Annotated in this window: 19 protein-coding genes; 11 read left to right on the top strand and 8 right to left on the bottom strand. The window is 69.2% G+C overall.

Going from position 1 to position 22,941, the window contains the following annotated elements; translation table 11 throughout:
- The first annotated feature begins 108 nt into the window (after nucleotides 1–108).
- Entirely contained in the window at nucleotides 109–1,005 is an 897-nt protein-coding gene (locus tag GTY96_RS25665) for a LysR family transcriptional regulator (protein ID WP_161666096.1), read from the top strand.
- Between the two features lie 120 nt (nucleotides 1,006–1,125).
- On the opposite strand, the gene GTY96_RS25660 is transcribed toward GTY96_RS25665, so the two are convergent.
- Both GTY96_RS25660 and GTY96_RS38370 read right to left on the bottom strand, forming a co-directional pair.
- Nucleotides 1,126–1,752, bottom strand: a complete 627-nt coding sequence (locus GTY96_RS25660; protein WP_161666095.1) for a hypothetical protein — start codon at nucleotides 1,750–1,752, stop codon at nucleotides 1,126–1,128.
- Between the two features lie 796 nt (nucleotides 1,753–2,548).
- On the bottom strand, nucleotides 2,549–2,680 hold the full coding sequence (locus GTY96_RS38370; RefSeq protein ID WP_268903976.1) for a hypothetical protein: 132 nt from the start codon (nucleotides 2,678–2,680) through the stop codon (nucleotides 2,549–2,551).
- 65 nt (nucleotides 2,681–2,745) lie between these two features.
- On the opposite strand from GTY96_RS38370, the gene GTY96_RS25655 reads away from it, so the two are divergent.
- Together GTY96_RS25655 and GTY96_RS25650 are read left to right on the top strand one after the other, a co-directional pair.
- Nucleotides 2,746–3,360 carry a hypothetical protein gene (locus GTY96_RS25655; RefSeq protein WP_235685851.1) on the top strand — a complete coding sequence of 205 codons (615 nt, stop codon included), beginning with the start codon at nucleotides 2,746–2,748 and terminating at the stop codon, nucleotides 3,358–3,360.
- Between the two features lie 91 nt (nucleotides 3,361–3,451).
- A complete protein-coding gene (locus GTY96_RS25650; protein WP_161666094.1) occupies nucleotides 3,452–4,279 on the top strand; it encodes a crotonase/enoyl-CoA hydratase family protein in 828 nt (275 codons plus the stop codon).
- Nucleotide 4,280: 1 nt separating this feature from the next.
- On the opposite strand, the gene GTY96_RS25645 is transcribed toward GTY96_RS25650, so the two are convergent.
- Nucleotides 4,281–5,906: a lipase family protein gene (locus tag GTY96_RS25645; protein WP_161666093.1), complete on the bottom strand. Its 1,626-nt coding sequence runs from the start codon at nucleotides 5,904–5,906 to the stop codon at nucleotides 4,281–4,283.
- A gap of 283 nt (nucleotides 5,907–6,189) precedes the next feature.
- On the bottom strand, nucleotides 6,190–7,098 hold the full coding sequence (locus GTY96_RS25640; protein WP_161666092.1) for a TetR/AcrR family transcriptional regulator C-terminal domain-containing protein: 909 nt from the start codon (nucleotides 7,096–7,098) through the stop codon (nucleotides 6,190–6,192).
- Between the two features lie 131 nt (nucleotides 7,099–7,229).
- Here GTY96_RS25640 and GTY96_RS25635 point away from each other — a divergent pair, with 131 nt between their 5' ends.
- From GTY96_RS25635 to GTY96_RS25615, 5 genes are all read left to right on the top strand, one after another.
- The gene (locus GTY96_RS25635; RefSeq protein ID WP_161666091.1) at nucleotides 7,230–8,456 is read left to right on the top strand and encodes an FAD-dependent monooxygenase; all 1,227 of its coding nucleotides are present in this window, start codon (nucleotides 7,230–7,232) and stop codon (nucleotides 8,454–8,456) included.
- Nucleotides 8,457–8,870: 414 nt separating this feature from the next.
- A complete protein-coding gene (locus GTY96_RS25630) occupies nucleotides 8,871–9,197 on the top strand; it encodes a hypothetical protein (protein ID WP_161666090.1) in 327 nt (108 codons plus the stop codon).
- A gap of 329 nt (nucleotides 9,198–9,526) precedes the next feature.
- The gene (locus tag GTY96_RS25625; protein WP_161666089.1) at nucleotides 9,527–13,144 is read left to right on the top strand and encodes a VIT domain-containing protein; all 3,618 of its coding nucleotides are present in this window, start codon (nucleotides 9,527–9,529) and stop codon (nucleotides 13,142–13,144) included.
- 37 nt (nucleotides 13,145–13,181) lie between these two features.
- Nucleotides 13,182–13,649, top strand: coding sequence for a ribonuclease HI (rnhA, locus tag GTY96_RS25620; RefSeq protein ID WP_143905530.1), 468 nt, complete (start codon nucleotides 13,182–13,184; stop codon nucleotides 13,647–13,649).
- 105 nt (nucleotides 13,650–13,754) lie between these two features.
- A complete protein-coding gene (locus tag GTY96_RS25615; protein WP_235685850.1) occupies nucleotides 13,755–15,437 on the top strand; it encodes a DUF4091 domain-containing protein in 1,683 nt (560 codons plus the stop codon).
- A 12-nt stretch (nucleotides 15,438–15,449) separates the two neighbouring features.
- On the opposite strand, the gene GTY96_RS25610 is transcribed toward GTY96_RS25615, so the two are convergent.
- From GTY96_RS25610 to GTY96_RS25600, 3 genes are all read right to left on the bottom strand, one after another.
- The gene (locus GTY96_RS25610; RefSeq protein WP_143905526.1) at nucleotides 15,450–16,445 is read right to left on the bottom strand and encodes a TolB family protein; all 996 of its coding nucleotides are present in this window, start codon (nucleotides 16,443–16,445) and stop codon (nucleotides 15,450–15,452) included.
- A gap of 118 nt (nucleotides 16,446–16,563) precedes the next feature.
- A complete protein-coding gene (locus tag GTY96_RS25605; protein WP_143905524.1) occupies nucleotides 16,564–17,349 on the bottom strand; it encodes a LytR/AlgR family response regulator transcription factor in 786 nt (261 codons plus the stop codon).
- Nucleotides 17,346–18,398: a sensor histidine kinase gene (locus GTY96_RS25600; RefSeq protein ID WP_143905522.1), complete on the bottom strand. Its 1,053-nt coding sequence runs from the start codon at nucleotides 18,396–18,398 to the stop codon at nucleotides 17,346–17,348. Before GTY96_RS25600 ends, GTY96_RS25605 begins: the two co-directional genes overlap by 4 nt.
- Before the next feature lie 93 nt (nucleotides 18,399–18,491).
- Between GTY96_RS25600 and GTY96_RS25595 the strand changes: the two genes are divergently transcribed.
- From GTY96_RS25595 to GTY96_RS25585, 3 genes are all read left to right on the top strand, one after another.
- Nucleotides 18,492–19,160, top strand: coding sequence for a hypothetical protein (locus tag GTY96_RS25595; RefSeq protein ID WP_161666087.1), 669 nt, complete (start codon nucleotides 18,492–18,494; stop codon nucleotides 19,158–19,160).
- A gap of 409 nt (nucleotides 19,161–19,569) precedes the next feature.
- Nucleotides 19,570–21,069 carry a HEAT repeat domain-containing protein gene (locus GTY96_RS25590; RefSeq protein WP_161666086.1) on the top strand — a complete coding sequence of 500 codons (1,500 nt, stop codon included), beginning with the start codon at nucleotides 19,570–19,572 and terminating at the stop codon, nucleotides 21,067–21,069.
- Between the two features lie 49 nt (nucleotides 21,070–21,118).
- A complete protein-coding gene (locus GTY96_RS25585) occupies nucleotides 21,119–22,042 on the top strand; it encodes a toxin-antitoxin system YwqK family antitoxin (protein WP_161666085.1) in 924 nt (307 codons plus the stop codon).
- On the opposite strand, the gene GTY96_RS25580 is transcribed toward GTY96_RS25585, so the two are convergent.
- On the bottom strand, nucleotides 22,020–22,841 hold the full coding sequence (locus GTY96_RS25580; protein ID WP_143905513.1) for a hypothetical protein: 822 nt from the start codon (nucleotides 22,839–22,841) through the stop codon (nucleotides 22,020–22,022). The genes GTY96_RS25585 and GTY96_RS25580 overlap by 23 nt on opposite strands.
- Nucleotides 22,842–22,941 lie beyond the last annotated feature (100 nt).

Raw genomic sequence — 22,941 nt, 5'->3', positions numbered from 1 at the left:
CGGCTGGGCGAAGTCATTGCCGAACGGTTGGACGTCAGATATCGCCCGGACGGATGGGTGTGACAATTGCCTGTCATCGGCATGGGGTGGTGAGCAGGAGTCATCAATATGCGTGGAAGCGACTATGCGGAGCTCATGGCCTTCATGGCGATCGCGCAGGAGCGCAGTTTCCGAAAGGCGGCGCGGCGCCTTGGCATGTCACCCTCCGCGCTCAGCCACGGCATGCGCGCGCTCGAGGAGCGGATCGGCGCGCGGCTTCTTCACCGCACCACCCGCAGCGTCTCGGTGACCGAGGCGGGGCAGGCGTTGCTGGAGCGCCTGGGGCCAGCCGTCGCGGAGGTCGATGCGGCGGTCCGTGACGTCACCGCGTTTCAGCAGCAGCCGCGCGGTCTCGTGCGGATCAACCTGCCGCGCGCGGCGGCACAACTGGTGGTGATGCCCCGGCTGGCGGCGTTTCGGGCCGCCTATCCGGAGGTGAGGCTGGACCTTGCGATCGACGATGCCATCACCGATGTCATCGCCAAGGGCTTTGATGCGGGCATCCGCTCGGGTGCGTTCGTGGACCGGGACATGACCGCCGTGCCGCTCACACCGCCGACACGGATGGCGGTCGTCGGCACGGCCGCATGCCTCGCGGAGCGACCGGTGCCGCGCCGCCCGGCCGACCTGACCGGCTTCCCCTGCCTCACCTATCGCTGGCTGGCATCGGGCGCGGCGCATCCCTGGCGGTTCGAGGGCAGCGAAGGCCCGATCGACGTCGCCGTCGAGAGCGTGCTGACGGTGAACGACACCGACATGCTGCTTTCGGCCGCGCTGCAGGGCATCGGGCTGGCCTATCTGGCCGAGCCTCTGGTCACGCCACATCTCAAGAGTGGAGCGCTGGTTCGCGTGCTGAAGAACTGGTGCAAACCGGTTGCGGGGTTCAGCCTCTATTTCCCGGGCAGGCGGCACATGCCCGCGGCGCTGCGTGCCTTCATCGACTTCATGAAGGTGCCCAGAGCCTGAGCCAGAGGGGCGGAGGGGCTTGTCGCAGGCGGGGCTCGGCGTCTGTGAAGAGCGCTTCGTCGAGCTCCTCCACCGTCCCCTGGTTTTCAAGAAACGCCCGGCTTCATCCGAGGGAAGGTCTCAGGGGCGGCACCCCGGGGCCTGCCGGGGCACGCCGCCGCGTGTGGCGACAAGACGCAGTGGGGCATTTCTGGGTCCGGCAAGATGAAGCTCCGTGGCGTTCGTGCTCGCCACCTGCTCCTGTTGGAGTTCGTCTGGCACCTCATCCGCCTTGAGCGCGGCCAGGGCATCCTCCAGGCGGCGCTTCTTCGCGGTTTTCATCTTGAGGGAAGACACTGCCTCGAGGACGGGCACCACCTCGACGCTGGACGCCTCGTTGAGCATCTGCATCTTCGCTTCGTTCGTCCGGAGCGTGGCGAGGGCATTCCGGAGCACGGTGCGTCGCCACGCCGGCCCCTTCGCCGCCCACAGGTCCGTGATGGCCTTGGAGATGATGGAGGCTTCGGGAGGCGCCTTGTCCGGGTGAACGAGGTTCAACTGCACGCCGAAGCTTCCCGTGCCCTGGGACCCACGGTCCCATCCGCCAACGATGAGAGCGGCGCATGTGGCCACCTCCCCGCACGGAGCCATGTCGTCCAGGAGCCCCTTGAAGAGCAGCGCGTCCTCCCGGGAGAGGTAGCCCACCAGCCTTCCCTCGACGTGCACGGCGACGGCATTGATGACACCGACAACGCACAGCACCCCCACGCCACCATCTCCTCTGCGAGCGTCTCCATGGCCTGCCGACGCGCGACGATGCCGCACCGCGAGTCTCCGCCCAAGATGTCTTGGACTACTATCCTCGCCGCTACTTCTCCCTGGGAGCACCAGCCCGGACCGGGACCCACGGTCTTCATGCCCACCGCGAGGCCCTGGTGGTAGCCACGAAGGAGAGCCACGCCCGCGGTGCGCCCGGGCACGGCGAACTCTTGCGCTGCATCCGGCGGCGGCTTCTCGACCGCGCACGCGGACTTCCTCCCCCTCTCTACCGGCAAGGTCTCGATGACCAGTCAGGTCGCCGTTCTCGCCAACGCCTTCGCGGCGACGTACACCTCCTGCATTCCCGAGCCCCAAGGGTCACCAGCGCTTCGAGCGTCTTCCATCTGCTGGACAAGGCTGCGCAGCGCGTTCGTATCGAGGGAATGCTCGCGACGCAGGCGAGCAAGTTACTCAGCGAAGCGGAGATGACGGGCCGCTTCCGCATCTCCCGGGCTCGACGCGGCAAGCCTGCGGAGGTAGCCGACAAGCTTCTCGAGGTAGGCAGCGTCTGGCCAGGCCACGTGCGGCTCCTCAAGCTGAGGTTGGCAGTCTAAGCTGGCGGGTGTGCGCTGTGCATCACTCGTCCACCACGGGCGAGCGGAGCCGGGCGTTCCGTGCGCTCACCTCGTTCCACTTCTTTCGCCGTCTCTGCGGCTTCTTCGCAACGGCGGGCGCAGAACTCTCTTTCCATGCGAGTGGAAGCATCGGCTTGGGAACGCCTTCACCTTCATCTCGGAGACCATGCTCACTCCGCGCCCTGCTCGAAAAGGAATCGGCGAGCCTCCTGCGACTCACGGTTGGGCGTGTACCCGTAGGCGTCCCAGCACCCGTCGGGCGTGATGCTGCCGTTGAAGGAACCTTCAACGGCTCGTTTCATGATAGTCCCGGCGTCAGCTCGAACGCGGGGGAGCGTGGGACCTCCCCGCCCTGGGGACCGAAGCGATGACGCAAGAGCAAGAGCGGGCGAAGCGGACCAACGTGGCGCTGGTGGTGGGCTTCTCCCTGGCGGTCATGCTTCCCGGTGGCTACTTCATCCTGACGCCCTGGCTGGCGCCGCCCGAAGTGCCCGGCAACATCCCCAGCCCGACACTCGCGCGGCTGCTCAACGAGAGCATCGACAACGCGCTGGCGGACATGAATCCAAGGGACGCGCCCGGGCTGATTCGGGAGGCGGCGGCCAACTCCCGGGTGTTCCTGCACGAGGTTTCCGAGGTGGTCGCCCGGTGCAGCATGGGCCGACTGGAGCCCAACCAGAAATACAACAAGCTGGAGTATCACCTGGTCCGTGTGGATGGCGTTCGCTTCAAGCCCATCTATACGGGGACGAGGTGTAGCGAGAAGACGCTCATCTTCCGCGCCACGTTCAAGGAGGGTCGCGTCGATCAGGCCTTCACCGACGGACGTGAGCGTCAGTCCTCCGTCGATGACGTGCGGGGCAGGGTGGCCGAGTTCGGGCAGAAGGTGACCTGGTCGGACTGGGATCACCACCGGGCGCGCTACTTCCCGCCGCCCCCACCCCCACCGACCCCGAGGGACGTCGCGAAGGAGTGGGAGTAGGGCGCGGCGCTTCGGCATCCGGCACGTTCGTGGACGAAGCCGCGCTGCATCTGCTCAAGTGCCTCCGGCGAACCTTCCTGGGAGGAAACGGATGAGCACTTCGTACAAGTCATTGCGCATCGAGAAGGGCGACGGCATCGCCGAGCTGGTGCTCACCGGTCCCGGCAAGGGCAACGCCATGGGCCCCGACTTCTGGCGGGAGATGCCCGAGGCGCTTCGCGCGCTGGACGCCGACGACGAGGTGCGCGTCGTGTTGGTGCGCGGCGAGGGCAGCCACTTCACCTATGGCCTGGACCTGATGGGGATGATGGAGTCCCTGGGGCCGCTGCTCACCGCCGAGAGCAACCTGGCCCTGGAGCGCAGCCGGCTGCTCAAGCTGATTGGGGAGATGCAGCAGGCCACCGAAGGGGTGGCGAGGTGCAAGAAGCCCGTCATCGCCGCGGTGCATGGCTGGTGCATTGGCGGGGGCATGGACCTCATCGCCGCGTGTGACTTCCGATACTGCTCGCAGGACGCGAAGTTCTCCCTGCGCGAGGTGAAGGTCGGCATCGTCGCGGACCTGGGCGCGCTCCAGCGGCTTCCGCGCATCATCGGCGAGGGGAACACCCGAGAGCTGGCCTACACCGGCGGCGACGTGGACGCCGCTCGCGCGCTGCGCATCGGCCTGGTCAATGAGGTCTTCCCCACGCCCGAGGCCCTGCTCACGGAGACACGGGCGACGGCGCGGCGCATCGCCGACAATCCGCCGCTCGTCATCCAGGGCGCCAAGCAGGTGATGGAGTACTGCGCGGACAAGTCCATCGCGGATGGGCTTCGTTACGTGGCGGTGTGGAACTCGGCGTTCCTCCAGTCCCATGACCTGACGGAGGCCTTCTCCGCCTTCGCCGAGCGCCGGCCGCCCCACTTCCAGGGCCGCTGACTCAGACGATGTCGAGTCCGTACTGCATCGCGGTCAGGTACTGGAGCATCACGAAGTAGACGCTCGAGGTGGCCTTGTGGCTCGAGGCCCCCTCATAGGACTTGAGCAGCGCGGTCCGGAGCTTCTTCAACTCCAGCGCGTTCTGCGCCCGGTTGTCCGTGAAGGGATTGCTGAGCTCGCCGACCAGGCGCACCGCATCGCCAAAGGAGTCGAACGCGGCGCCGTTCGTGTCATCCAGGCGGCGGTACCCACCGCTCTCCATCCCCTTGATGACCTCCGACCAGAGCTCCGCCCGGGCCTGGGTCCCCCCGTCCGAGACGCTGCTCACGAGCGCCATCTTCAGGTTCTCCGCGAGCGTACCCGTGGCCCACCCGTGCCGGACGGACGCGCCCCACGCGCCGCAAGGGTTGAACTCGAAGGTGGGCCAGAACCCCGGGTCCGCGCCCAGGCCCATGCGCCGAAAGCTCGCGATGGCCGCGACGAGCCCCCGTCGCACCTCCTCGGGTTCGTGCGAGTCGGGGAAGGCGGCCGTGCACCCCTCCAGGGGAAACTCCGTGCCCAGGTGGACCGCCGTCGTGAGCGGATGCGTCGAAAAGCCCACGACCGAGTTCACCGCCGTCACCCCGGAGAAATCCACCTTCGCGCTGTGGTGCACGGCGTCCTTGGGCGAGAAGTAGTGGAAGATATTCATCGCCCCCACGTGCACGGAGACCTTCGCCGCAGACTCACGGCCCAGGACGATGGGCGGGGCCGAGATGGCATAGCAGGAGATGGGCACCGTCTTCTTGAGCCGCTGCATCGCCGCGCTCCGGCTGAGCAGCTCCCCTCCCATCATGTCGATGTATGCGCATTGCGCGAGCGCACCGCCCAGGCTGTGCCCCGTGAAGATGATCTCCTTGAGTCCCCGGTGGTGCAGTGCCTCCAGGAAGGCGCCTTCCAGCGACTCCCGGCAGCTCTCATAGGCATACCAGAACCCGCACGCGAGGCTCGCCCGGCTGAACCGCGGGACCTGGACGGCCTTCAGGTGGTTCATGTCCGTGACCCAGTCCGGGCTCCCCGCGCTCTTGACCAGGGCTTGTGACAGGGCGCGGCCCCCTTTTCCGCTCCGGCTCCCCCGGAAGGTGATGACCATCCGCTGCTTGTCCGGGTCATAGATCGCCGCTCCCATCCAACTGGGCCAGCCCGCCTCCGGGTGCGTCTGGGTCATGCCCGTCTTGCCCTGGAAGTAGCAGCACCGCTTCGAGCCGATCGCGCCGTGGATGTCGAAGCCCCAGATGTCGCTTCCATCCAGGGCCACGCCCTGCACATAGGAGATGGAGCGGTCGAGTTCGCGTGGCTGGAAGAGGATGTAGGGCTCTTCCGCGGAGCCACCGCGATACACGATGCCGTGCGAGGGATTGGGGAGCTGGGTGAGATTGTATTCAATGGGGTCGAACTTGCGGACGTCCTCGTCGCTGTCCATGAGCTTGTGCACATGGGCCATCACGCGGTCTCGCGCGCCCTGCCACTTTCCGGCCCCGTGCGCCTCGTAGAATGGGTCCAGCGGGTAGGTGCAGGTCTGGGCGTATGCCTTGTATGCGAAACGGCAGTACTCCAGCATCTCCAGCGCGGTTTCGACATCGGGCATGACGGTTCCTGATTCCAGTTGATAATTATTTGTAATCAAACGGGCTCGCAGGTCCTGAAGTCAAGGCGGCGGTGCGGGGGTGAGATGACCCCAACGTCCTCGGGTGTCGAGCCGCGAGGGATGCTCAGAGTCCTTCCCACCACCATGCGAAGAGGGGACTGCGCCCGGGCAGCTCCGGCGACGGGCGGCTCGGCACCCGGGCCCTTCCGCGTCCTGGCCTCCGCCCTGCGACGTCACGGCGAACTGCCCGCGTCACAGTAGAAGTGGGGCGGTGGCCGGATCATCACCGCTTCGCGAGCCGGACTTCGAGTCCGTCGAGCCAGACGCGCAGGCCCGATTCGAACAGTGCGTCGAAGTCCAGGTCGAAGCCCGTGCGCAGGTCGGAGAGCACCTTCGCGAAGTGCGGGAAGCGCCCTGACGTCGCGAAGCGGAGGAAGACGGACTCGGTCTGCCGCATGAACTCCTCGTCGTTCATGCCCGTCTGCGCGACCGCGTCGGCTTCGGACTCGAGGTTGACCGCGATGCCCTGCACGAACGCGTGGAGCAGCACGTGGACGCTCATCATGTCCTGCGCCGGGAGCCGCGTCTCCAGGAGCGCGCGCATCACCCAGTCCGCGAAGGCGAGCGCACCCGGCTGCGGCTGGGGCCGCGTGAGGTTCACCACGCGCGCGAGCCAGGGGTGCCGCTTGAAGACCCGCCACTCCAGCCGCGCCGCCAGCTCCAGCTGCGCGCGCCAGCCCTGCGGAGGCTCCCGTGGCAGCGGCTCCTCCGCGAACGCCGCCTCCGCCATCATCACGAGCAGCACCTCCTTGCTCGCGACGTACCGGTAGAGCGACATCACCGGCAGGCCCAGCTTCGATGCGACTCCACGAATGGAAAGCGCTGGCAGGCCTTCGTCATCCGCCATGGTGATCGCCGCGCGCACGATGCGCTCGCGCGTGGACTCCGCCGTGCCGCGCGCCGCACCGGTCCGGGAGGCGCCCCCAGCGACAACGGTGCCCACACGCGGCAGGGCCTTCACCACGCCCTCCTGCGCGAGCACCCTCATGGCATGCGCCGCCGTCGCGAGCGCGACCTTCCACTGCCGGGCGAGCTCCCGGGTGGACGGCAACCGGTCGCCGGGCTGGAGCGCGCCGGTGCGGACCTGCTTCTTCACGTCCTCGACGATGCGCTGGTAGGGGGCCGTTCCCATGAGGCTTGTACTAGTACAGGGCGCGGCGCATCCGCACGCCCTGGCGCACGCGTTCGCTTGAGCTAGAACACCGGGCAACATCGTCGCGGGGCACATTGCGGCGGAGGGTGCGTGCGTACAGCGTACGCATCATGGCACGACCTCACGTCCTCATCGTTGGAGCAGGAATCGCGGGCCCCTCACTCGCCGGGTGGCTCGCGGGGCAGGGCTGGCGGGTCACCGTCGTCGAACGCGCTCACTCGCTGCGCACCGGTGGGCAGGCCGTGGACTTCCGCGGTCCCGTGCACCGGAGCGTGCTCGAGCGCATGGGGTTGTGGGAGGCGATCCACGACCGGCGGACGCGGCTGGGGACGCAGGCCCTCATCGACGCCAAGGGCCGGACACGGGTGGAGCTGCCCCCGCTGATGATGAGCGGCGACGTCGAGCTCCAGCGCGGGGACCTCTGTCAGCTGCTCTTCGAGCGGACGCGAGAGACCGTGGAGTATCGCTTCGGGGACGCCCCGACCTCGCTGCACGAGACCCCTGGCGGCGTTGAGGTCGCGTTCGAACAGCACACCCCGCAGCGCTTCGACCTGGTGGTGGGCGCGGATGGGCTTCGCTCGAACGTGCGCTCGCTGCTCTTCGGCGGGGCCCATGACTGTCTGATGCACCACGGCTACCGCGTCGCTGGCTGCACCCTGCCAAACGTGCTGGGGCTGAGGCAGCGCGGCGTCATCTACAGCGAGCCGGGGCGTGGAGTGAGCGTCACCAGCGCGCGTGACGCGGAGCAGTCCCGCGCGCTGTTTGTCTTCACGGGTGCACCCCTCGGGCCACGCGAACGTTCTCCGACCGCGGCGCGCGAAGCGGTCTCAGCGGCTTTCGCGGGCGCGGGGTGGAAGACGCGGCAGCTCGTGGACGGGCTGCTCGAAGCGGAGGACGTCTACTTCGATGACGTCGGCTCCGTGCGGCTTGAACGGTACTGGCAAGGACGCGTGGTGCTGCTCGGAGACGCGGCGTGGGGTGGCACGCTCGGGGGGCAGGGCACGCCCCTCGCGGTAGTGGGGGCGTATGTGCTCGCGGGAGAGCTCAGCGCGAGCCCGGACGCGCACTCCGCTGCCTTCGCGCGCTTCGAGGCCCGGATGCGGCCCTATGCGACTCCCGCACAGGACGGCGCGAAGCGCGTGGGCGGTTTCTTCGCACCCCGCACGCGGCCTGGGCTGTTCCTGCGCAACCAGTTCTACCGGATGCTCACCGCGAAGCCCCTCGAGCGCGTGTTCGAGAGGCTTGTCACCCATGCAGCCAATGCGTTCGAACTCCCGGAGTATGGCGGTGCCTTCGCCACACCCAGGCCCGATGACGGGAGGCGGATACCCGCGTAGCCCATTCCACGCTTTCGGGATGGCTCTCGAAGGGTTGGGGCAGTCCCGTCTTCACGGTCCTGCTCGAAGTGAGCCTGGACGTGCCAGTCCAAGGCGATTGAATTCTGGGCAGGCACATCTCCTCCCTGACGCGTCAACGCCTCGTTGAAAGCGGCCCCGGGCACAGCCCCAGTGCGCCGACGGCTTCAGCATCTGCTGCTGCGCCGCATCTGCCATTGCCGCCGACCGCGACGACCTGAATCGAGACTCTTGAGCGGGTCAGCGGTGGGGCGCGAAGCGTGGCTGCCCGCTCACCCCTTGATAGTGCATGGCGGTGGCGTCCGAGGTGTCAAGGCCCGCGCGTCAGAGGAGCGCTTCGCGGGGAGCCCCAGATAGGACATGATTCTCCTCTCCCTCGGTCTTGAAGGAGTTGCCATGCACGCAAAGCGTATCGTCGTTTCCCTGTTCGCGATGTGCAGCCTGTCCCTGGTGGCCTGCGGTGGTGGGGCCGAGTCCGCGGTCGACGTGCCGGAGCGCGACGCGATGGCGAGCACGGAGCAGGGCATCGGCATCCCGCCCAACTGCCCGAACAACGACCTCGTCTACTGGTTCGAGGACATCCGCGCCTGTGTCGTGAAGTGCGGCGCCTCGCGCATCCAGGCCACTCCCGCCACGCAGTACGCCGGCTGTCAGTCGAACCTGCCTGCCTCGCGCACGCTCATCAACGTGAACTACTGCATCCCTGGCTGCGACCTGCAGTAGACAGTCTGCCCGTGGGGCCCGGGCCCTGTCTGATGGATGCAGGTGGCGCAAGTAGGGAAGATGCGCGCCACCTGCTTGTCGACTGGTGCGCGGCGTCTCGCGTTCCTCCCTCCCTTCATTCAGGGCGTCCAGGATTGGCTGACAGGGCGCGACTGACCGCTGCCGTGATGCCAGTCCAGCGCATCCGCGCGGGCGGCCCCGTTCGCTGAACCGAGGCTTGGGTTCGACAGCCACGACCCGTCATGCCGCATCGCGGCTGCGTCATCCACCGGGTCCTGTCCTGGCCCCCCATACGCTGGCGCGGAGCAGATGGGCTAGCGTCCCGGGGCATGCGACTCGTCCGCGCCTCCACCTTCCTGCTGTTATTGGGGTTCCTCGCCGCGGGCTGCAAGCGGGACTCCGACCCCAACGCCTCCCCGCCCGCGGCTCCAAGTGAAGTGCCCACGGCCTTCGCGCAGGCCGGACTGGTGGCGCCAGCCACCGCCGCGGGACAGCCCGATACCGGTGAAGTGGACCTCGCGGCGCTGCGTGACTCCGTGGCGGATCCGCAGGTGCTCTCCGAGCAGCAGCTCGCGGCGCTGTCGGGCCACCATGGCCAGGGTTCGGACGCTCTGCGCCATCGCCTGGGTCCCGCGCCGACAAGCGCCGCACCTCGGGCGCGAGGCCACGCCGACGAGGCACCGGGATTGGGTGAATCGGAGGCCCTGGCGCCACGCGACATGGACATGGAGGAGGACGCGGTCGCCGAGCCGCCCGAACCCGCGCCCGCCTCCCCTCCGCGAGCAGAGGCCTTCGCCGAGGGGCCACGAGGCGCGTCCTCGGCTGGGGCCGCTCCGCCTCCCTCGGCCCCCGTCCTCGAGCAGCGACGCCAATCGGTCATCCAGATCATCAAGGGCGGTAGCGGTGGTGTGCGTGGGGTCGGGGCTGGTGGAGGGGGAGCGGCGCCCGCGAAGAAGGAGGCCGAGAAGTCGGACGCCGCGAAGCCAGTGCTTCCTCGCGTGGAGTCCGCGCCGCGCGCCGCCAAGGTGCTGGTGATGAGCGACGACGGCCGCTATCAGCCCCTCAAGGCCCGCGCCATCCGCGTCGTCACGTACATCCAGGGCTCGCGAGCCCGGACGGTGGTGGACCACCTCTTCGAGAACGACACGGGCCGCAGCCTCGAAGGCACGTTCTACTACCCGCTCCCCGGAGGCGCGACGGTGGCTGGCTTTGCGCTGTACTCCGGAGCGGTGACGGTGGATGCGCCGTCGCTCTTCCAGTCGTCGGACCTGCTGCCCCCGCTGGGAGACGACTCGACGGAGTCGGAGCGGCTCGCCGCCTCCGCGCCGCCCGCGCCCCGAGGAGCGAAGCGCTCCTGGGGGGACATCCAGGAAGCCCGCGTCGTCGAGCAGAAGCGCGCCCGGGAGGTGTACGAGGACGTGGTGCGCCGCAAGGTGGACCCCGCGCTGCTGGAGTGGTCGGGCGCATCCTCCTTCAGCGCGCGTGTCTTCCCCCTGCCGCCGAAGTCCCTCAAGCGCGTCGTCATCGCGTATGAGCAGACGCTCCTCTCCGACGGCGAGCGGCTGCGCTACACGTGGCCGCTGCCGCCGGGCGCGGGCCAGGAGGTGCGCATCACCGCGCGCGTCCACGTGGATCCCCGGCAGGCGCCGGAGGTCACGGTGCAGCCGGAGCCGGGCGCGAAGGCGCGCAGGGTGGGCGACTGGCAGGTCTACGACTTCCCGAAGCTCACGGGTGACGGAGCGCTGGCCGTGGCCCTGAAGCCGCGCCACGAGGACGCGGACGTGCTGGTGGGCACGGATGACGCGGGGCTGCCGGGCCACGCCTTCCACGCTCGGGTGCGGCTGCCCGCGAGGCTCACCTCCGGCGAGGAGGGGGCGCCCACGGGCCGCGCGGTGCTGGTGGTGGACACCTCGCTGTCCTCCGAGGACGGCAACGCCTGGGCCATCCAGGCGGCCACGCTGCGCGCGCTGCTGGAGAAGGACCCGACCTTGAAGGAGTACGCGGTGCTCCTCTTCGATGTGCGCCCCCGGTGGCTGCACGGACCGGGCTTCCGCGTGAACGATGCCCGGCACCGGCAGGAGAGCTTCGCGGAGCTGGAGCGCATCTTCCTGGAGGGCGCGTCGCACGTGGATGGCGCGTTGGAGGAGCTCGACCGGGCCGGGCGCGAGTGGCTCAAGCCCGCGGCCCCCGGCGAGCGCGTGACGGCGTTCCTGCTCTCCGACGGCAACATCACCTGGGGCCAGAGCAGCGTGGACGCGCTCCTGTCCCGGCACCCGTGCGTGGAGTCGCTGCGTTGGGTGACGTACCGGTTCGGCGAGGCGGCGGTGAACACGGAGCTCTTCGATGCGCTGGCGCGCTCCAGTGGCGGGCGCGGGGTGAGCGTCCTGTCCGCCGCGGACGTGGACGCGGCGGCGAAGGCGCACCGCGCGGCGTCGGTGGTGTTGGCGAAGGTGTCCGTGGTGGGCGCGGACGTGAAGGACCTGGTGGTGGCGGGCAGGCCGCGTCTCGTCTTCCCCGGTCAGGAGCTGCAGGTGGCGGGGCGGCTGACGGGGAAGGGCGCGGCGCAGTTGGAGGTCGTGACCCAGGCGGGCACCGGCCCCGAGCGCACGCTGCGCATCCCGCTGCCGCTCGATGAGAACAGCGCGTTCGCGCCCCGAGCGTGGGCGGAGCTGTTCGTGTCGCGGCTGGTGTCCCTGGATGACGAGCGGCTGGACCGGATGGTGGTGGCGCTCAGCCAGCACTACCGGCTGGCCAACTCCCGCGCGTCCATGCTCGTGCTGGAGTCCGAGGGCGACTACACGCGCTACGCGGTCCGCGACGAGCAGGTGGACCTGTCGAACCTGGAGTCGCTGCGGCGCCAGGAGGAGGACCAGCGCCGGGACAAGCTCCTGGGCATCGCGCTGGACGACGTGCCGGCCTCCGGCCGCGCGGTCGTGGCCCGGCTGAAGGAGGCGAAGCTCCCCGCGCTCCTGCGCCGCCAGCCGCTGCGGGACGAGCCCTACGCGGGGGGAGAGGAGCGGCTTCAGGCGGAGCTGCTCTACCGCAAGGCTCGGCGGGAGAACCGGGACGACGTGATGATCTACGAGGCGGTCGCCCGCAGGCGCGCGTTCGCTGGAGACACCTGGGGCGCGGTGCGGGCCCTGTCGTCGCCGGTGGAGCTGCGCCCGCAGGACGCGGAGGCCCTGCGGCTGGTGGGGTACGGCCTGCTGGCCCTGGGGCAGTATCCGGCGGCGGCGGAGCTCTTCGAACACGTGCGCCTGCGCCGCCCCTTCGAGCCACAGGCCTACCTGGAGGAGGCCCTGGCGCTGGATGCCTCCGGGCGCTACTCGGAGGCGGCGCGGAACTACGAGATCGTGCTGGCGCGTCCCTGGAAGCGGCATGGGAGCGAGGTCCGGGTCGTGGCCGCCGTCCACTACGCGCGGATGCTTGCGGGCCTGGAGCGGCAATCCCAGCTCAAGGAGGTGGCGGGCGTGCTGTACTCGCGCCGCGAGGAGCTGCCGGGGCCGGACGGGTGGGCGACGCTCGGGAAGCCGCAGCCCATCGACTATCAGCTCACCACGCACTGGAACTCGGACAACACGGACATCGACCTGTGGGTCTTCGAGCCAGACGGGGAGAAGTGCTTCTACCAGCACAAGGAGACGCGGCTGGGGGGCCGGCTGTACTGGGACATCACGGATGGCCTGGGGCCGGAGCTGTACCACGCGAAGAAGGCGGCGCCGGGGCCGTACCACGTGGTGGTGCACTACTACGGCAACCACTCGGCCCGGGACGTGGTGCCCACCGCGCTGCTGCTGGTGAGCGACCGGGGCGTCTTCACGGCCGAGGACCTGGGCCAGCGCCGCTTCCAGGTGCGCATCCTGCCCAAGAGCGACGCGCGGCTGTTGTTGCGGCGCGAGGTGCTGGTGGCGGGGAAGGAAAGCGTCGCGGTGCCCTCCACGCCTTGATGGCCGGGGGGCGGTTCGGTCGTAGGATGCGCGCCCGATGTCGCTCCCCCTCGTTCACATCTACTGCGATGGCGCCTGCTCGCCGAACCCCGGCCTGGGCGGCTGGGGCGCCATCCTCATCGCCCCCGACCGCAAGGCGTACCGCAAGGAGCTCCAGGGCTCGGAGGCGGACTCCACCAACAACCGGATGGAGCTGACCGCGGCGTTGGTGGCGCTGAAGGCCCTGAAGATGCCGTGCCGCGTCCAGGTGTTCACCGACTCGAAGTACGTCTGCAACGCCTTCGAGGCGAAGTGGCTGGACAAGTGGCAGAGCAACGGCTGGCGCACGTCGGACAAGAAGGCCGTGTCGAACGCGGACCTGTGGCGCGAGCTGCTGGAGGCGGTCCGCGTCCACGAGGTGTCCTGGCACTGGGTGCGCGGCCACTCGGACGACGTGGAGAACAACCGCGCGGACAGCCTGGCCGTGGCCGCACGGCTCGAGCTGGCGGCTCGGCTGGGGCGGTGAGGCCGCAGGCCCCGGTGTGGGCCCGCGCACCGGGACTGGAGGGCGGGTTGACTCAATTCCTCTCGCCTCTCAGGCTGTCTGTCCATGCAATCCCTGGCACCTTGGATGGGCATCTTGTCCTGGCTGTGGGCCGCCGCCGTCGCGGCGCATCCGACCCCGCCCTCCATCTGGGCGGAGAGCGCGATGGTGAAGGTGCGCCCGGAGACCCCGCCCCGCTTCCAGCCTGAGCTGGAGCTGACGGCCGCGCGCAACGAGTTCGCCTCCTTCCAGGTGGTCCTGCACGGAGGCTCGGCGGGACTGCGGAGCGTGAGCGCGTCGCCGCCGGGCTTCGAGGGGAGGCGGGCGCGCATCCACGGAGAGGACGTCCTGCTCTACCGGGAGGCGCTGCTGGACATCACCACCCCCACCCCTCCTGGCACGGCCGGACGCTGGCCGGACGGGCTGGTGCCAGACGTGGACGAGGTGGTGGGGGAGAAGCGTCTGGCGTTTCCCTTCGATGTCCCAGCCGGTGAGTCCCGGGCCCTCTGGGTGGACGTGCACGTGCCGGCGCACGCTCCCCCGGGACGCTATTCCGGTGGGGTGCGCTTGAAGGGCGCGGGGTTCGTCGCGAGCGTGACGGTGCACCTCCAGGTGGTGGACGCGGTGCTGCCGAGCACGTCCTCCCTGCGCAGCGCCTTCCTGCTCTGGCCTCCGCATGTGTGCCGTGCCTTCACCGGGGATCCGCTGTGTCCCGTGGAGACCCAGGTCCGGCTGTTGAAGCGGTTCCATCGGATGGCGCTGGAGCACCGCATCACGCTGGCGAGCGGCTTTCCCCGGCAGGTGGATCAACCCACCTGGGACCTGCCGGACTACGACACCTTCGCGTCGCGCTGGGGGCCCTTCCTCGCGGGCCGTGCTCCCAACCGGCTGTCCGGCGCCCGCATGACGGCCATGCAGTACCTGGGGCCGGGCAACGGCGCGTCGCTCGCGGAGTTCCAATCCCAGGCGGAGACCCGTGGGTGGCTCTCGCGCGCCTTCGACTACGTGGGGGACGAGCCGCCCTATGGCACCTCTTGGGCGGAGGCGACCGCCCGCGCGGGCCTGACCCGCACCGTGGCGCCGCGCCTGCGCACGCTGCTCACCACCACCGTCACGGAGCTGGAGAACCACGGGCTCCTGGAGGACATCGACCTGGACACCGTGCTGGTGAACTTCATCGACGGGACGCTGCCCCCCTACGTGGGCAACCAGCGCCCGAAGTACGACGACTTCCTCTCACGCCCCGGTCGTGAGCTGTGGCTGTACCAGAGCTGCGCGAGCCACGGTTGCGTCCCCGGCGAGCCCCCTCTCCCGGAGAACACGCCGGGGCAGGGCTGGCCCTCGTACATGGTGGACCGCTCCGCGGCGAAGGCGCGAGGCATGCAATGGCTGGACTTCGTCGAGGGCGCGCGCGGCGAGCTGTACTACCAGACGGTGGGGCTGCTCTCGACGGCGTGGACGACCCAGTTCCGCTTCAATGGCAACGGCGATGGCACGCTCTTCTACCCGGGGCTCCCGTCCATCATCGGCGGCACCACGGAGGTGCCCCTGCCCTCCCTGCGGATGAAGCTCATCCGGCTGGGCATGCAGGACTACGAATGGCTGAAGCTGGTGAGCGACGCGGGAGACCCGGGCTACGCGCGCGCCGTGGCCCGGCAGCTCATCCCGCATGCCTGGGCCGTTCCGAATGACGGCGCGGCGTTCGACAGGGCCCGGCAGCTGCTCATCCGGCGCTACCAGCAGCTGCGGCCGGAGTGCGCCGGGCCCTGAGCCCCCTGAAGGTCAGGGCAGCAGGCAGCGCAGCTCGACGTGGTAGAAGTCAGACGGCACGTACGGGTCCCAGGTCTGCCGCACGAAGTAGATGCCCTTTCCGTCGGGGCTCAGCGTGGGGTGGAACTCGTCCTTCTCCGTGTTCACCCCCGGCCCCAGGTTGATGGCCTTGAGCCACCGCCCGCCGAGCTTGACGCTCGCGTACAGGTCGCCCAGGCCGTAGCCCTCCTCGCGGTTGAGCGAGGCGAAGATGAGGAGCCGGCCATCCGGGGAGATCTGCGAGTTGTACTCCCAGTAGTCCGTGCTGTTCACCCCGACGCCCAGCCGCTCCGCGGGAGCGAAGCCCGTGCCGCGCGGCTCCGCGCTGTAGATGTCGAAGTCCGAGTCGAAGGTGCCGCTGGCGAAGTAGAGCGTCCCGTCATTCGTCACGCTCGCGAAGAGCTCCTGGCGGTCCGAGTTGACTTGGGGGCCCAGGTGCTCGGGCTCGCCCCACTCTCCGCTCGCGGTGCGGCGGACGACCCAGAGGTCGGTGTCCTCGCGGGGCACGCCATTCACGGGACGGGCGGAGGAGAAGTAGAGCGAGCGGCCATCCGGAGCGAGGAAGGGGTCCGAGTCCGCGTACGTGCCGGAGAACGACGCCACCACGCCCGGGGTGAAGTGTCCGTTCACCCGGTGCGACACGTAGATGATCTGCGTGGGGGGCTCCGCCGTGTCCACGTGGTAGTACGCCGTCTGTCCATCCGCGGAGAAGGTGATCCGGTACTCCGAGCGCTCCGGCAGGGAGATCTCCCCGGGCGCGAAGAGCGTCCCGCCCGGCGTGCAGTGCGAACCTCCCGCCGCTCCAGCGGGATCCAGGCCCCGGGCGGCCAGCTCCTCCATCACCAGGGCTTCGTCCGACTTGGGCTCCGGCTTCTGTTCCGGCTCGGTCCCGCCGCACGCCAGCGCCACGGACGATACGGCGAGCATCAGGCTCAGGGACCACGACGTCTTCGGCATGAAGCGATGCATGCGATGTCTCCTCGGTTGAGGAGGCGACGGTCGCCTGACTTCGCTCGGGGGACGACGGCGTTGTGACGAACGGTGGAGGTCCAGGGACGAGCCGTGGAGGCCGGAGTCCGGACGTGGCTCAGGACGGCAGGTCGAGCACCCGCTGGAGCCGTGCGCGGTAGCTCCGGCCCGACGTCAACCGGGTGCCGTTGCGCAGCGTGAGGACGTATTCGCCGGGAGGCAGGGGCTCCACCTCCTCGACGCGGTCGATCCGGAGGATGAGCGAGCGGTGCGCGCGCACGAAGGCCTTGGGGTCCAGCTTCGCCTCCAGCGCGTTCATCGTCTCCCGGACCAGGTAGGACTCCTTGCCCAGGTGCACGGAGACATAGTTGCCCTCGGCCTCCAGGTAGTCGATGTCCTCGACGCGCAGGAACTTCATGCGCCAGCCCACCTTGGTCACCAGCCGCGTCAGGTAGGGCTCGGAGGGTGGTGACCGCCGGAGCGACAGCGAGTCCAGCCGCTCCAGGAGCTCCGAATCGAGCTCCGTCGCGCCGGTGCGGCGGCGCGCCCTCACCCGCGTGAGGCTGAGGCGGAAACGCTCTCGGTCGAAGGGCTTGAGCAGGTAGTCGAGCGCGTTGGCCTCGAACGCCTGGACCGCGAAGTCGCGGTGGGCGGTCACGAAGATGACCGCCGGTTGGTGCTCGGGGGACACCGCGCGGAGCACGCCGAAGCCGTTGGGCTCGGGCATCTCCACATCCAGCAGGACGAGGTCCGGGCGCTCCCGGAGGATCGCCGCGATGGCCTCGCCGCCGTCGCGGCACTCGCCGATGACGGACATGTCGGCTTCGTCGGCCAGGACATCCTTGAGGCGTTCGCGGGCGAGCGGTTCGTCGTCGACGATGAGCACGCGGATGGGGGGGCTCACGCCGCGGACTCCAGCCGCAAGGGGATGGCGAGCGTCACGCAGGCGCCTCCCTCCGGTGCGCCTCGCAGCTCCATCCGCTGGTTGGCGCCGTAGAGCTGGAGCAGGCGCTCCCGGGTGATCCACAGCCCCTTGCCGCTCCCAGGTCCACCTGGGGCCGTGTCCGCGCCGGGCCGCAGCCCGACGCCGTCGTCACGCACCTCCAGGTGCAGCTCGGAGCCCGAGCGCCGGGCGACGACGGTCACCGTGCCGGGGGTCGAGCGCGGCGCGATGCCATGCTGGATGGCGTTCTCCACCAGGGGTTGGAGCACGAGGTGGGGTACCTGCGCCCCGAGCACGTCCTGCTCGATCTCGTGCCGCACCCGAAGGCGGTCGGTGAAGCGCACCCCCTGGATGTCCAGGTAGAGCTGGAGGGTGCGCAGCTCTTCTTGAAGCGACACTTCCTCCCGGGCCGCCGCGTCGAGCGTGCCGCGCAGCAGGTCGCTCAGGCGGGCGATCATCCGTTCGCTGCCGCCTGGATCCCGGTGCACGAGGGCGGAGATGGAGTGCAGCGTGTTGAAGAGGAAGTGCGGATGGAGCTGTGCCTTGAGGACGTGCAGCTGCGCGCGCGCGAGCTGGGTGTCCCTCAGCCGGAGCTGCTCGGCGAAGTAGACGGCATGCGCCACTCCCAGGAGCGTCAGGTAGATGAAGGGGTTGTAGACCAGCGCGTGCTTGAGCACCGCGCCGTACGCGGGCGGGGTGGCATACCAACCGACCCACGGATCCAGCGCATAGATGAGCGTGGCGCGGATGAGCGAGACGGCGAGTGCACCCGCCACGTGCAGGGCGACGCGTGAGCGCCAGCGTCGCCGCTCCAGCGGGTAGCGCAGGCTGAAGTGCAGGATGGCGAGGGTGATGGGCACCCACAGCACGTGGGAGATGCCCTCGGTGAGCAGGGCATGGCGCCACGTCACCTCGCGGACGGAGTGGGCCTCGCTGGCGGCGGCCAGGCCCTGCACCGTCCAGTAGGCGAAGGCCGCCACCCACCACTTCCACCATGCCGCACGCACCATGGCCTCAGCGTATACGTCAACTCCCTGGCGCGGCGGAGGCTCGTGGACGAAGACGAATGAGCCAGGGGGCTCGGCTGGTAGCTTGGGCGCCTCATGGGAAACGCATTCAGCTTCTTCCGCCTGCCCGTGGCGCTCCTGGAGCGTCCGGCGTTCCTGCTCCCCGCGCTCAAGGAAGCGCAGGAGCCCGAGCCGGAACGTGAGCCCATGCGAGGCGAGGATTCGGGCCGCTATCTCGAGCGGATCCTCATCGACCCAGGCCAGGAGTGGGTGGCCCCCGAGTACCTGCGGGAGCTGGGGGCCCGGATGATCTTCCACGCCGATTCCGTCGGCGGGTTCTTCGCGTGGCTCGGAGCCATCCTCCATGCGTATGGAGATACCAACCTGCTCGGGTTCCTGTGGGAGGTGCCCTCGCGCGCGGATGTCGTGGCGCATCTCGAGCGCCTCCCGGAGCGCGCGAAGCGGCTCGGCCGTGCGCACACCGCGTACTGCCTGACTCACTCGGAGGTGCGCGCGCTGGCGGCGGCGCTGAAGGCCGCGAAGGAGGATGGCTTCAAGCAGCTCCCTGCGCACCTTCGCATGGAGGAGGTGGGGCTGTACGAGAGCCTGAGCACGCCCGCTCCGGACGCAGGGGACGTCGACCTCTGGCTGTTCTCGGGAGGGGACGGGGGAGAGCTGAGCCTCGACGACCTGCCGGAACAGCGTGGGACTCCCGTCATCCCGCGGCGCCGCTCGTTCCTGGACCGGCTGCTCTTCCGCCCGTAGGCGAAGGAGTTCCCGGAGGAACAGACCCGAGGACAGGCGGCCCGGAGTGGAGCGCGGGGCCTGGGCATCGTGGGAAGGGTGGGTTTGCGCCCGGTCCATGGCTCCATTACGCTGCATGGCACTTCCTGCGCTCTCGCAGCCGGTTTCGCCAGCCGGTCCCGATTCGGCGTCCTGTGTGTCCTCGCTTCGCCCGTTGGTGTGGTCCTCGCGCGAGAGTCTCCGCGCGCAGTTGCGGTCCCTCCTGGATGAGACTCCACGAGAGTCCGCCGACTCGCGGTGCCGAATCGTCTGGTTGTTAGGCATTGTCGGGGGCGCCGGGCTGCACCCTCTCCTCAAGTCCCTGCTGCTCGACCCACGAGAAGACCCCCTCGTTCGAGACATGGCGCTGCGAGCCGTTTTGAAGCACGGCATGACGCTCTCCGCGCGGGAACTGCTCCAGCTCCATGAAGAGGCAGTCGAGCCCGACGCTCCCTCCTTCAAGCTGTCGTATCTCCTCTTCTTTGTGCGGCTCGAGGACTTCGGAGCGGACATCGAGGAGGCCCTCGCCCGGATGGACCCCGGTGACCGGGCCCGACTCCTCTCAAGGCTTCGCGGTTGCGACAGGCGCCGGTCCTTGGCGGGCCTCAGCCAACGCCAGCGCGTGGTCGAGGCCCTGCTCGAAAGCAACCAGTTCCGGTTCCCCGTCCCCCAGCATGGAGTCCCTCAACCCCCGGCGCTCATGGAGTGGCTGTTCGCGCGCTGGAACTCATGCGACCGCCAGCTCTTGGAGGCGCAGGGCCCATCGGGTCGCTTGCTCAACGTCAACGTGGCGCTTGCCCTGCGCGAGCGGCCCGAAGCATGGACGCACCTCGTGGAGTGGAGTCGAGAGCTGACGGCCGAGCAACTGGAGGATGTAGAGGTTTGGATGGTGTGGCGACAGTCCCCCGACGCGCTGGCAGGTCTCACCGGCACTTCTCCAAGCTTGCGTCGATGGGCCGTGGAAACGCTCCTGCTTCCCCTGTCGGACCTGCTTGCGCATCTTGGAGAGGACGGGCTGCTGCGCCGGCTCGAACGCGTCGTGCGGATGGAGAGCGTTGCCTGCACCGTGCCCTGCGGTCTCGTGAAGCATCCCCGGGCCTTCCGCTATGCGAGGGAGGTGTTGTGTGAATGGGGTGAGGCCCGGCGGCGGGTGCTGTACCGGCTGCTCTGTGACTTCGATGTGGCGTCGAGCGTCCGCATGGAGCTGCTCGATGCCCTGTGGGTGCGGGACCGCGCCGTCGCCGTCCGCTGGGCGCTCGCGGCGGAGCGATATCCAGACAACTCGCTGCTCGTGGAAAGGATCCTCCGGTATGCCTCGGCCAACCCGTTGCCCGCGGACCGTCCCCTGTTCCTGGCCGTGCTGCGAGGACCCCATGAAGAGCGATGTGAGTTTGCCCTCAAGGGGCTGCTCGCGCTCGGCGAGTCCGGAGCGGGCTGGTGTGACAAGCTCCTGACCCTGACTCACGACAGCAGCCCCAGGGTTCGCCTCCAGGCATTCGCGGGGCTCGTCCAGCAGGGCCGGCGGGAGTGGCTCGAGCCACTGCGTCGGCTCGCCCACGAAGAGCCCGACCCCTGGACCCGCGCCGAGGCGTTGGGGTGGCTCGGGACGTTGGACGCGGAAGAGAGCCGGCCGCTGTTCCTGGCGGTCCTCGCCGATGCTCGCGCCCGGGGGGCGGGTGAATTCCCGTCCCTTGTCTTTTTTCCCCACGTCTCGCCCGAAGTCGAGGAGGCCATCCGGGCACTCTCCCGGCGAGGCACGGAGGAGGACCTCTTCGCCCTGTTGAACGCGAGCCTGAGTGGGTGTTGCTCCATGGGCCTGGATCAACAGCTGGAGGGCCACCTGACCCGGTACGAAGGCCCCCCGGCGAAGGATGTCCCCGAGGCCGTGTGACGGACCGAGGCACGACCTGCCGCGCACGGGCGGGGCTATGCTTCCGGGGATGATGGAATCTCGTGCCGCGGACGCCTTTGAAGCGCTGAAGTCTCTTCTGGACGCGAACGGCAAGAGGCATTGGATCCGCGAAGGCTCGCCGACCGTCGACGCGCCGCACCCCCTCTGGGCGCACCTGGTGCCGCCCGCCCTGCGCGCGTTCGTCGCTCGGTGCGGGTATCCGTCGATCCTGGCCCCGGGACTTCAACTGGCCTTCGTCCCCCTGCACCTTCAGCCCACCATCGGGCTCGCGGAGGCCGGTTTCGACTGGCACCTCTACAAGGCGCTCCTCCAGGCGGCGGTCCGTCGCGCCAATGGCGCGTTCTTCGCGGGCTCCGACCTCTCCGACGTGGGCGGCTGGTGCTTGAGGCTCGACGGAGAGGAGCCGCGCGTCTGGGAGGTCGAAGAGAGTCTCGCGCTCTCCCAGAAGAAGCCGGCGAGCTTCGATGACTGGTGTATCGCCCGCATCGAGAAGGTCCGCCGCAAGGCCCTGGCGGCGGGAACCGGTGCGAAGAAGCCGAGGAAGCAGAAGGCCAGCGACCCCGCCGACGAGCTCTCCCTCTATGCCGGGTCCGCGTCCCACTACCCCACGGCGGTGACGCCGGACGCGAGATGGCCCAACGGAAAGGTGAAGTCGGAGGGAGCCTTCAAGGACGACAAGCCGGAGGGCCCCTTCCGCTTCTTCTTCATGACCGGAGCCCCCCTGGCTTCTGGCCACTTCGAGAACGGCGTGCGGCAGGGGACCTGGCAGTACCACCTCCCCCCGAGCCACACCGAGGATGCCTCGGAGAAGCGGCTCTGGGGCCGGGGGGAGGTCAAGGACGGTCTGGAGGAGGGCCTCTGGACCGGCACCGACGAGTGGAGCCCGGTGGAGCGGGCCCGGGTGTTCCACGCCGGTGTGCTTCAGGAACTCAGCGCCCCACCGACACGGTGATCAGCTGCATGCAGGGACCCGGGGGCAGATACACCGTTCCCTCCACCGTGAAGGTGCCACCCGGTGCCACGGCCCGTTCGAGGACACCCTGGTACGGGATCGTGCGGAAGATGACGGCGTAGGGGTTGCCCGGATCATTCGGGTCCTTGTCATCCTCCGGGCTCCAGAGGCCCGCCGCCGAAGCCGCGCTGCTGTGCCCCATGGCCACGGGCGTGCCTTCGCGCAGCGTGACGCTGCCCACGTTCTGGAGCGTGGCGCGGACATGGCGCGCCTCGTAGCCCGGGATCCGCGAGTCCACGGCCTCCACGGAGCTCGTCACGGTGCGGAAGACGGCACCCCGCGTGTCCGGCTGGAGGACGCGCACCCAGAACCAGGGCGACGGCTCGGGCTCCGCCGGGAGGCGCACCTGCTGGCCGTCCAGGAAGCTGATCGTCAGCAGGTGGTTCGCATCCTCCCGGAAGGCCTGCGCCTCCGCGCGGATGGTGACGGACTGGCCGGGCGCCAGCCTGGGGAGCCGGCCCTGGACAATCGCCTCCGCGCCCAGCAGCGCGCGAGGATCCGCGGGCACGGTGAGCGACGAAGGATCCCGGTGCCCGGAGGGGTCCACGGCCGCGTGGCTCAACGTGTACACCTGCCCGGAGTCGAGGACGGCGTCCGTGAGGTTCACGGCGTCGAAGCGGACCTGGAACGTGCGCCCGACCTGCTGGATGTCCCAGTTGCGGATCCCGACCTTCTCGAGGAGCCCATTCTTGTTCCACCACCACTTCGGGTAGGGGGTTCCGCACCTCGGATAGTCCATATCCTGGGCCTGGGCGGAAAGAGGGATGTGGATGAAGAACAATGCCGCGAGCAAAAGGAGGATTCGGGTTCTCAAAGCCAGTCTCCGTTTCAGGCCCGCC

The organism is Corallococcus silvisoli, assembly GCF_009909145.1.
GTDB classification, from domain to species: domain Bacteria; phylum Myxococcota; class Myxococcia; order Myxococcales; family Myxococcaceae; genus Corallococcus; species Corallococcus silvisoli.
This window is presented reverse-complemented; position numbering and strand designations above follow the sequence as displayed.